Source organism: Agrobacterium sp. CCNWLW32 (assembly GCF_037083425.1).
In the GTDB taxonomy this organism is placed as follows: Bacteria; Pseudomonadota; Alphaproteobacteria; order Rhizobiales; family Rhizobiaceae; genus Agrobacterium; species Agrobacterium radiobacter.
This window is the reverse complement of record NZ_JBAOJM010000010.1, coordinates 177,128-185,614: the sequence shown is the minus strand read 5'-3', so window position 1 is coordinate 185,614 and position 8,487 is coordinate 177,128. Positions and strand designations below refer to the sequence as shown.

9 protein-coding genes are annotated in these 8,487 nt (G+C 59.4%); 2 read left to right on the top strand and 7 right to left on the bottom strand.

Features of this window, described 5'->3' with window-relative positions; all coding sequences use genetic code 11:
• Window positions 1-801: ABC transporter ATP-binding protein (locus V6R85_RS19735; protein WP_336377140.1), on the top strand; the 801-nt coding region annotated here is incomplete at its 5' end.
• A 10-nt stretch (window positions 802-811) separates the two neighbouring features.
• Here V6R85_RS19735 and V6R85_RS19730 read toward each other — a convergent pair.
• The 7 genes from V6R85_RS19730 to V6R85_RS19700 all read right to left on the bottom strand — a co-directional run bounded on the left by V6R85_RS19730 (window position 812) and on the right by V6R85_RS19700 (window position 7,763).
• Window positions 812-1,888, bottom strand: a complete 1,077-nt coding sequence (locus V6R85_RS19730) for a sn-glycerol-3-phosphate ABC transporter ATP-binding protein UgpC (protein WP_112958646.1) — start codon at window positions 1,886-1,888, stop codon at window positions 812-814.
• A 4-nt stretch (window positions 1,889-1,892) separates the two neighbouring features.
• The gene (locus tag V6R85_RS19725) at window positions 1,893-2,723 is read right to left on the bottom strand and encodes a carbohydrate ABC transporter permease (RefSeq protein WP_003510396.1); all 831 of its coding nucleotides are present in this window, start codon (window positions 2,721-2,723) and stop codon (window positions 1,893-1,895) included.
• 3 nt (window positions 2,724-2,726) lie between these two features.
• Window positions 2,727-3,671, bottom strand: a complete 945-nt coding sequence (locus tag V6R85_RS19720) for a carbohydrate ABC transporter permease (RefSeq protein WP_003510397.1) — start codon at window positions 3,669-3,671, stop codon at window positions 2,727-2,729.
• A gap of 149 nt (window positions 3,672-3,820) precedes the next feature.
• Window positions 3,821-5,080 (bottom strand): ABC transporter substrate-binding protein, encoded by a 1,260-nt coding sequence (locus V6R85_RS19715; protein ID WP_099087117.1) that lies wholly within the window; start codon window positions 5,078-5,080, stop codon window positions 3,821-3,823.
• Window positions 5,081-5,118: 38 nt separating this feature from the next.
• On the bottom strand, window positions 5,119-6,291 hold the full coding sequence (locus V6R85_RS19710) for a PLP-dependent transferase (protein WP_020813353.1): 1,173 nt from the start codon (window positions 6,289-6,291) through the stop codon (window positions 5,119-5,121).
• Entirely contained in the window at window positions 6,288-6,980 is a 693-nt protein-coding gene (locus V6R85_RS19705) for a FadR/GntR family transcriptional regulator (RefSeq protein WP_003510400.1), read from the bottom strand. The genes V6R85_RS19710 and V6R85_RS19705 overlap by 4 nt, the downstream gene beginning before the upstream one ends.
• 309 nt (window positions 6,981-7,289) lie before the next feature.
• Window positions 7,290-7,763, bottom strand: coding sequence for a ribonuclease H family protein (locus V6R85_RS19700; protein ID WP_080867430.1), 474 nt, complete (start codon window positions 7,761-7,763; stop codon window positions 7,290-7,292).
• 193 nt (window positions 7,764-7,956) lie between these two features.
• Here V6R85_RS19700 and V6R85_RS19695 point away from each other — a divergent pair, with 193 nt between their 5' ends.
• The gene (locus tag V6R85_RS19695) at window positions 7,957-8,385 is read left to right on the top strand and encodes a GNAT family N-acetyltransferase (protein WP_223564883.1); all 429 of its coding nucleotides are present in this window, start codon (window positions 7,957-7,959) and stop codon (window positions 8,383-8,385) included.
• Window positions 8,386-8,487 lie beyond the last annotated feature (102 nt).

Here is an 8,487-nt window from a genome sequence, read left to right as displayed (position 1 = left end):
GCCACCGAAAAGGCCCCGGCCGAGCGCGGCCTTGCCATGGTGTTCCAGTCCTATGCGCTTTATCCGCATATGAGCGTGCGCAACAACATCGCCTTCCCGCTGAAGATGGCCAAGCTCGACAAGGCCGTCATCGACAAGAAGGTCGACGATGCCGCCCGTATCCTCAACCTCACCGATTATCTCGAACGCCGGCCCTCGCAGCTGTCAGGCGGCCAGCGCCAGCGCGTCGCCATCGGCCGCGCCATCGTGCGCGAACCGAAAGCGTTTCTGTTTGACGAGCCGCTCTCCAACCTCGATGCGGCGCTGCGCGGCACCATGCGGCTGGAAATCTCCGAGCTGCACAATACGCTGAAGACGACGATGATCTACGTCACCCACGATCAGGTCGAGGCCATGACCATGGCCGACAAGATCGTGGTGCTCAACCGCGGCAATATCGAGCAGGTCGGCTCGCCGATGGAGCTCTACAAGACACCGCGCAACCTCTTCGTCGCCGGCTTCATCGGCTCGCCGCGCATGAACCTGGTGACCGGCGACTATGCCCGGCAAAAGGGAGCGACTACCGCCGGCGTGCGGCCGGAGCATCTGGTGCTGTCGAAAGAAAGTGGGTTGTGGCAGGGCAAGGTCACGGTTGCCGAACATCTCGGCTCCGATACCTTCCTCCACCTCGACGTCCAAGGCATCGGGCCGATCACCGCCAGAACCGATGGTGAGTTCGAATGCAGACACGGTGATACCGTGTTCATCACGCCCGATGACACCAAAATCCACAGGTTCGATGACAAGGGCATCGCGATATGAGGCCTTAAGTTCAGGCCTCACCGATCCTGACACCGTCTCTGTCAAAGACATGAAGCCGTTCCTGCGGGAAACCGACCCGCAGGGACTTGCCCGGCTGCAACAGCGCCCGATCAGACGAAAACAGCTTGAAGGGCAATCCATGCACGGTCAGGTGCAGGATGATGCCGAGACCCGTCGGCTCGACGAGATCGACGGTCGCCTCGACAGCACCATCCGCAGGCGAGACGGTGACATGTTCCGGCCGGATACCGAGTGTGACCGGCTCACCATCGGCAAGCTTCACGTCGCGGCCGAGTTCGAGGCGTGTGCCATCGCCGAGCACGACGAAACTACCGCCATTTTCCCGCCCGAGCCGTCCTTCCAGAAAATTCATGCCAGGCGAACCGATAAAACCAGCGACGAACAGATTGGCTGGGCGATCGTAGAGATCGAGCGGTGCGCCGATCTGCTGCACATGGCCGGCATTCATCGCGACGATACGGGATGCCAGCGTCATCGCCTCGATCTGGTCATGGGTGACATAAACCGAGGTGGCGCCGAGATCAGCATGCATGCGCTTGATTTCGGCCCGCATCTGCTCGCGAAGCCGTGCATCGAGGTTGGAGAGTGGCTCATCGAACAGAAATGCCTTAGGCTGGCGCACGATGGCCCGGCCCATGGCGACGCGCTGGCGCTGGCCGCCGGAAAGCGCCTTCGGACGGCGTGCCAGATAGGGATCGAGACCGAGTTTCGCCGAAGCACCGGCCACGGCCGCCGCGATTGTTTCCTTGGTGCTGCGGCGCAGGCGCAGGCTGTAGCTCATATTGTCGGCGACGCTCATATGCGGATAAAGCGCATAGGACTGGAACACCATGGCGATATCCCGGTCCTTCGGCTTGCGGTCGTTAACGCGCTCACCGTCGATGGTCAATTCGCCCGCTGAAATCTCCTCCAGACCGGCGATCATTCGCAAAAGTGTCGATTTTCCGCAGCCGGATGGGCCAACGAGGACGATGAATTCGCCGTCCTCGATCTTCAGATCGACCCCGTGCAGGACCGCAAGGTCGCCATAGGTCTTGCCGACATTCTTCAGCTCGATGGAAGCCATGGGATTATCCTTTCACCGCGCCGGCCGTCAGGCCCTGCACGAGATAACGTTGAATGAGCAGGAAGAAGAGACAGGCCGGAATGAGCGCCAGAACACCCGCCGCCATCATCTGCCCGAAATCGACGGAAAATTTTGAAACGAAGGTCAACAGCCCGACCGGGAATGTGGCGCTCTGGTTGCCCGAAATCAGCATCAGCGCAAACAGCAACTCGCTCCACGCGGCGGTGAAGACGAAGCCCAGCGTCGCAGCGATGCCCGGCAATGTCAGCGGCAGGATGATCTGGCGGAATGCCGTGAAACGGCTTGCCCCGTCGATCATCGCCGCCTCTTCCAGATCCTTCGGAATACCGTCGAAGAATGACTGCATTAGGAAAGTGGCAAACGGCACGTTGAAGGCGGTGTAGACGATGACGAGACCCGTCAGGCTGTTGGTGAGGCCGAGCGGCGACAGCATCTTGAAGATCGGCGCGACCAGCATGACCAGCGGAAACATCTGGGTAATCAGCATCAGCGCCACGATCCAGTATTTGCCCTTGAAGCGGAACCGCGACAGCGCATAACCGGACAGTGACGAGAGCACCGTAACGGCAAGTGCCGTGGAGCCGGCAACGATGACGCTGTTCTTAAAAAACGTCGGGAAGGCACTGTTTTCTATGACATAACGGTAGTGATCAAGCGTCGCATGCGACGGCCACATCCGCACGCCCTCGCTATAAAGCAGGTCATTCGGCGTAACCGAGACCTTGAGCAGCCAGAACAGCGGAAACAGCGCGAAGACGATATAGGCAAGGATTGCCAGGCGATGGGCAAGGGTGAGGAATATCCTTGATGTCATCGGTCAGTCCTTCTCGATAAGGCGTTGGCGCAGGAGCACGATGAGCATGGAATAGGCCAGAAGCAGCACCAGAAGCACCAGCGCGATGGCCGAGGCATAACCGAAATCAAGCCGCCGGAAGGCCTGCGTAAAGATGTAACTGGCGACGATCTGGGTGCGGTCTGCCGGTCCGCCATTGGTCATGACGATGATGAGATCGGCGAAATTGGCGATCCAGACGGTGCGCAGCAAAACGGTGATGGCGATAGTGGGTGCGAGAAATGGCAGGGTGATGGAGGTGAAGCGCTGCAACGGGTTTGCCCCGTCGATGGAAGCGGCCTCGTAAAGATCGCGCGGGATCGCCTGAAGTGCGGCAAGCAATGTGATGGCGAAGAAGGGAATGCCCCACCAGACATTGGCGATGATCGGCCCCCACATGGCGAGATGCGGATCGGCGAGAATATTGTTCGGCGCGGAGAGAAGGCCGAGCGAGACCATCCAGTGCGGCAGCGGCCCGATGACGGGATTGAACAGCCATGCCCAGTTGAGACCGGCGAGGAAGGTTGGCACGGCCCATGGCAGAAACACCAGCGCCTGCGCCAGCCCCCTGCCCGCGAACGGCTTGTCCAGCAGCAGCGCCAGGATGAGGCCGAAGAAGAATTGCAGGAAGACGGAAGCACCGGTCCACCAAAGCGTATTTTTCAAGGCCCGGTAAAAGGCAGCATCCTGTGACAGCGCCTCCAAATGTTTCAGGCCGACGAAACCGCCGGAAAAAGGATTGAGCAGTTGCACGTCGCGAAACGCATAGGACAGGCCGAGCACCAGCGGCACCAGCATGACGGCAACGATGAGCACGAGAACCGGCGCACTATAGAGCCAGGGTTCGGCCCAGTCGGCAAACCTTCGCATCGCTGGTTTGCCAGCCGGTTTGCGCGCGGCCACCGGCCCGGCGCCATGGGCATAGGACATTGTATCGCTCCCTGAACGGACGACGGAAAGGACAGGTTTCCAGCCTTTGGCCGGCCGATCCGAAAAATTGCAAGATGAAGGCCTGTCGCACCGAAGGCCCGGCAAACAGCCGCACGGACATCAATTGCCCGCGCGGCCGGCCGTATGGTTTATTTCGAGGCGAGGAACTTCTGCTGCGCCTTGGTCATGTAATCAGCCCATTGCTTGGCGAGGTCTTCCGGCGAGATATCGCCAAGAAGCGCTTCCTGCGATGTCTTGATCACAAGCGAATCCTTGAAGAAGGCGAACTCCTCAAGGTAGGTCGGCATCTTCGTCGGCACGGCGTTCTTGTCCGCCAGCTCGTTGAACCAGCCCTTGAACTGCTCGCTGGCATAGAAGGGGTCCTTCTCCGCCGACTTGTGCACCGGCAGCGCGCCCGTCTTCTTGTTCCACTCGATATTGCCTTCCGGCCCTTCAAGCGTCTCGACCAGTTTCCAGGAAAGGTCCTTGTTGGCGGAGGCAGACATGATCGACCAGCCGGCGAAACCGATGGTCGGGAAGGTCTTGCCATCAGGTCCCTTCGGCATGGTCATGACACCGAAATCTTCCGGCTTCATGCGCTGGGCAATGGCGATAAGGGCGTCCGGATCCTGATCGAGGAAGGCGCAGGTGCCGGAATAAAAGCCCGCGACGATCTCGTTGAAGCCCCAATTGACGCTGTCCTTCGGCGCCAACCCGTTCTTGTAGAGATCGATCACATAGGTCAGGCCCTTCACCCAGCCGGGGCTGTCGAAGGTGGAGGTGCCGTCCTTGGTGAAGAACTCGTTCGATCCCGCCATGGACGCGCCGAACATGACCCAGCCGTTAAGTCCGCCCGGCCCGCCACGCAGGCAATAACCGTATTTACCGGGAAGTGCTGCGACCTTCTTGGAGGCATCGGCGAATTCGTCGAGCGTCTTCGGCGGCTCCTTCACGCCAGCCTGTTCCAGCAGTTTCTTGTTGTAGAACATGGCCCGGAGATAAAAACCGTAGGGAAGCATGTAGGCCGTGTTCTTCACGTCGCGGCCGAGTTCCAGCGTGCGCTCGCTCAGACCCTTGGTGTGTTCCCACTTGGCGAGATAAGGTTCCAGGCTCTCGAGCATGCCGTTATTGGCATAAAGCGAAAGCCAGGTGTCGGGCATTTCCATCACATCAGGCACATCGCCGGCAGAGACCATGGTTGCGAATTTCTGGAAGGCCTCGCTCCAGGGCAGAGAGATGATCTCCACCTTGGTGCCGGGATTGGCAGTTTCGAACTTCGAAACGATGCCCTTCAGCGTTTCCGTCCGTTCGGGACTTGTAATGACCTCGACCAGTTTCAAGGTCGTATCCGCCAGCGCCGTTCCGGTCATCAGGGCGGTGAAGATTGCTGCTGCTACCAGTTTTTTCATGTCGTTCTCCCCTTTTTTGTCGTCAGTTTTAAAACGCGTCAGGCGGCCGTGGCCGCCTTGATCGCGGGTTCGAGATCGTTCCAGAGCGCTTCCGTGCCCTCCAGTCCGACATGCAGGCGCACCGAACGCGCGCTGATGCCGAACGTGTGCGCGGAGTTTGGCTGCGCCTTCTGTTCAAGCACCACTTCACCCGGGACGATCAGGCTTTCATGCCCACCCCAGGAAACACCCAGTTTGAAAAGTTTGAGGCGGTCGGCAAAAGCGCGCACATCCACCCCTTCCTTGAAAATGAAGGAAAACAGGCCAGACGTACCGTTGAGGCCGGGCGGCAGGCGGTTCGCCAATCCCGGATGGCAAACCTTTTCCACCACATCGAGCGCCTGCAGGCGGCTGGCAATATCCAACGCCGATGCCTGATGCGCCCTCATGCGCAGCGGCAGGGTGCGCAAGCCGCGGATCAGCAACCACGCATCGAAGGGCGACATCTTGCCGCCGAGATAGGGATAGGTTTCCGCCCGGATACGGTCGATCATCGCCTTGGAACCGGCAACCACGCCGGAGACCACATCGCTGTGCCCGCCGAGATATTTTGACGCCGAATGCACGACAAGATCGACACCGAGCGAGATCGGCTGCTGGAAGACAGGGCTTGCCCAGGAATTGTCGATGACGGTGACGGCGCCATGGCGCTTGCCAATCGCGGCGAGCGCACCGACATCATGGGCCTCCATCACCCAGCTGGTGGGGCTTTCCATGTAGAACAGCTTCGCGCCCGGCATAGCCTTTTCAACCGCCGCCTCGTCGCGGCCGTCGACATAGACCACCTCGATATTCATGCGCTGCATAAAGGTGCCAAACAGGCGGAACGCATCGGGATAGACATGGCGCACCGCGACGATGCGGTCGCCCGGCGAAACGAAGGAGAGAACGGTGGACGAAATGGCGGACATGCCGCTGGCAAAACCCAGCGCATCTTCTGCGCCCTCCAGCTTTGCCAGCATCTCTTCGAACATCCGCACGGTCGGGTTCAACCCTCGCGTATAGACCGGCCGCACCTTTTCGCCGCGATAGGTGGAAACCATTTCGTCGTAGCTGGAAAAGGTGAAAAGCGAGGTCTGCACAAGTGGCGGCACCACGGCTTCGAAAGCGTGGGCCTCGTCATGGGCGACGATCAGGGAGGCGGGATCGAAGAGATCGTTGCCTTGGTTCATTTCGACATGTCCTTGATATCCTCCTCGACGACAGCGAGGATTTTCAGTGTTTCTTCACGGGCGGTCTCCGCATCGCCGGCGGCGATGGCGTTGAACAGCGTGCGGTGAAAGGGGAAGGAGCGGCTTGCAAAGTCCGGCCGGTCGAAAGGCTTCAGCCAGAAACGTTCGAAACCTTCGCGCATCTGCTCCAGCAGCTGCTTGAACAGCGAATTATGCGTGGCGTCATAGATGGAGAGGTGGAAGGCAAGGTCGGCCTTGCCGGACGTGCCTTCAGCCAGATGCACCCGCTCCATCTCATCGAGCCGCGCTTCCATCGTGACAATATCTTCCGCCGTGCGGCGGCGCGCCGCCGCCATGGACGCTTCCACTTCGATGCCACGCCGCACCTCCAGCGTCATCAAAAGCGCATCGCGCAGGCTTTCGGCATCGATGGAAATCGGCATATGCACGGTGGCAGCGGAAATCGGCTTCAGCAGATAATTGCCGCTGCCCTTGCGGCTGTCGATGACACCCAGCGCCTGAAACTTGCGGATGACTTCACGGATGGTGGATCGGCCCACGCCCAGCGCCGCCATCAGTTCCCGCTCCGCCGGCAGCCGGTCTCCCGCCTTCAGCCCTGCCCGCTCCACATAGTCGGAAAGAGCGGCCTCGACCTGGCGCACGCGGTCGCTCGGCGGAATCGGCTGCATGAGTTCCCGGCTGGATCTGTCCAAGACGCACCCTCTAAATTGGTCTGACATCTTACCATTTCAAAGGGTGGATGGATTGTCAACCGGCAAGGACGGATTCTGGTGGAGCCACTCCTTCACGATGTCCTGTTGTGCCTCCGAAATGGCACAAAATACCTGAAACGATTCAGGTCGCCGTGGGTGATTACGTGGGTTGACGTTGCGGTAAAAAAGTACCGCGCAACCGCCCGATACGGGAAAAGATCGAGACCGAAAGTGACTGGAGTTAAGAGCTTAACGCACCGAATCTCGGCGACTGACGGCCGCCGACTAATTCACCGTAGCGCGGGCTACCCCACGCGCCAATGCATCGGCATACTCATTACCGACAGTGCCGGAATGCCCTTTGCACCATTCCACGACCACATGGGGATGCCGCTCCAGCAGATTGTCGAGCTGCTGCCAGATTTCCCTGTCGGGGATCGGTCTTCGGCGGGTGCGCTGGTTAGGTGTGATCCGCTTCCAGCCATTGGTGCGCCAGATGGCCCTATATCGGCGGCAGCCTTCAATGACATGAACAGCGTCCGTCCAGAGCGTGACTGCCCGCGTTGGCGCCTCGGCGGCGATCCAGGACATTGCGTTCAGGACAGCGAGGACCTCGAACGTATTGTTCGATGCGCCAACCGTCTTGCCCGAGGCGGAATGGACTTGAAGGCCTGCTTCATGAACGACGAACGCCCATCCTCCGGATCGGGAGGCATTATCGAAGGAGCCGTCGGTGAAGATGTGAAGCGCATCAGCCATGAAGATGGTGTGTAGCACCGATATGGAAATCGCTAAAGGAGCAGTTCCAGGGCCATCGCGAAGGGATTGTCGCTCTGATGCTGTCCCGCCTTCTCGCTCCACAGCAGGCCGCATATTTGCGCCAGCAAGTGGGCGTGACAACCGTGCATTCATCTACTATCGAATTCATTCCCAAGGTCAGGAATCGACGGAGATGGAAATGCCTCTCGTGACTATTCAGCGTGTTTTGGAGCCAGCGGAAGAGGATCGAAAGGCCATCCTCGAGCCTCTTCTTGCTTACAATCTCTCAAAAGCGGGAGATGAAAATTACAAGCCGCTGGCGCTCTTGCTCCGCGATAACGAAAATGAAGTTCGCGGCGGCTTGTGGGCGAAGCTCTATTACGACTGGCTTTTCATCGAGCTGCTGTTCGTTCCGGAAGCCATGCGTGGCGAAAATCTGGGGTCGAAGTTACTGCGAGATGCGGAAGACTGGGCAAAAGGTGAGGGTTGCAAAGGGACCTGGCTCGATACCTTCGCATTTCAGGCTCCCGAATTTTACAAGAAGCAAGGCTACGAGGTCTTTGGCACCATTGAGAACTATCCCGGGCCGCACAGCCGGTTTTTCCTGCGCAAGGTTTTCTGATGACGCTGCGAGATCTCGACGGCTTCTGCGCCTGCGGTCGAACTGCATAAATATCTGCAGGGGCAAACCACAAAAAGCAGAGAGGGCGGCGCAGGCCACCCT

Bases quoted from the DNA above. Each gene is read 5' to 3' on its own strand.
- V6R85_RS19700 (WP_080867430.1), bottom strand. From the start codon at position 7,763: ATGGCTGATGCGCTTCACATCTTCACCGACGGCTCCTTCGATAATGCC.
- V6R85_RS19695 (WP_223564883.1), top strand. From the start codon at position 7,957: ATGGAAATGCCTCTCGTGACTATTCAGCGTGTTTTGGAGCCAGCGGAA.
- V6R85_RS19730 (WP_112958646.1), bottom strand. From the start codon at position 1,888: ATGGCTTCCATCGAGCTGAAGAATGTCGGCAAGACCTATGGCGACCTT.
- V6R85_RS19725 (WP_003510396.1), bottom strand. From the start codon at position 2,723: ATGACATCAAGGATATTCCTCACCCTTGCCCATCGCCTGGCAATCCTT.
- V6R85_RS19720 (WP_003510397.1), bottom strand. From the start codon at position 3,671: ATGTCCTATGCCCATGGCGCCGGGCCGGTGGCCGCGCGCAAACCGGCT.
- V6R85_RS19710 (WP_020813353.1), bottom strand. From the start codon at position 6,291: ATGAACCAAGGCAACGATCTCTTCGATCCCGCCTCCCTGATCGTCGCC.
- V6R85_RS19705 (WP_003510400.1), bottom strand. From the start codon at position 6,980: ATGCAGCCGATTCCGCCGAGCGACCGCGTGCGCCAGGTCGAGGCCGCT.
- V6R85_RS19715 (WP_099087117.1), bottom strand. From the start codon at position 5,080: ATGAAAAAACTGGTAGCAGCAGCAATCTTCACCGCCCTGATGACCGGA.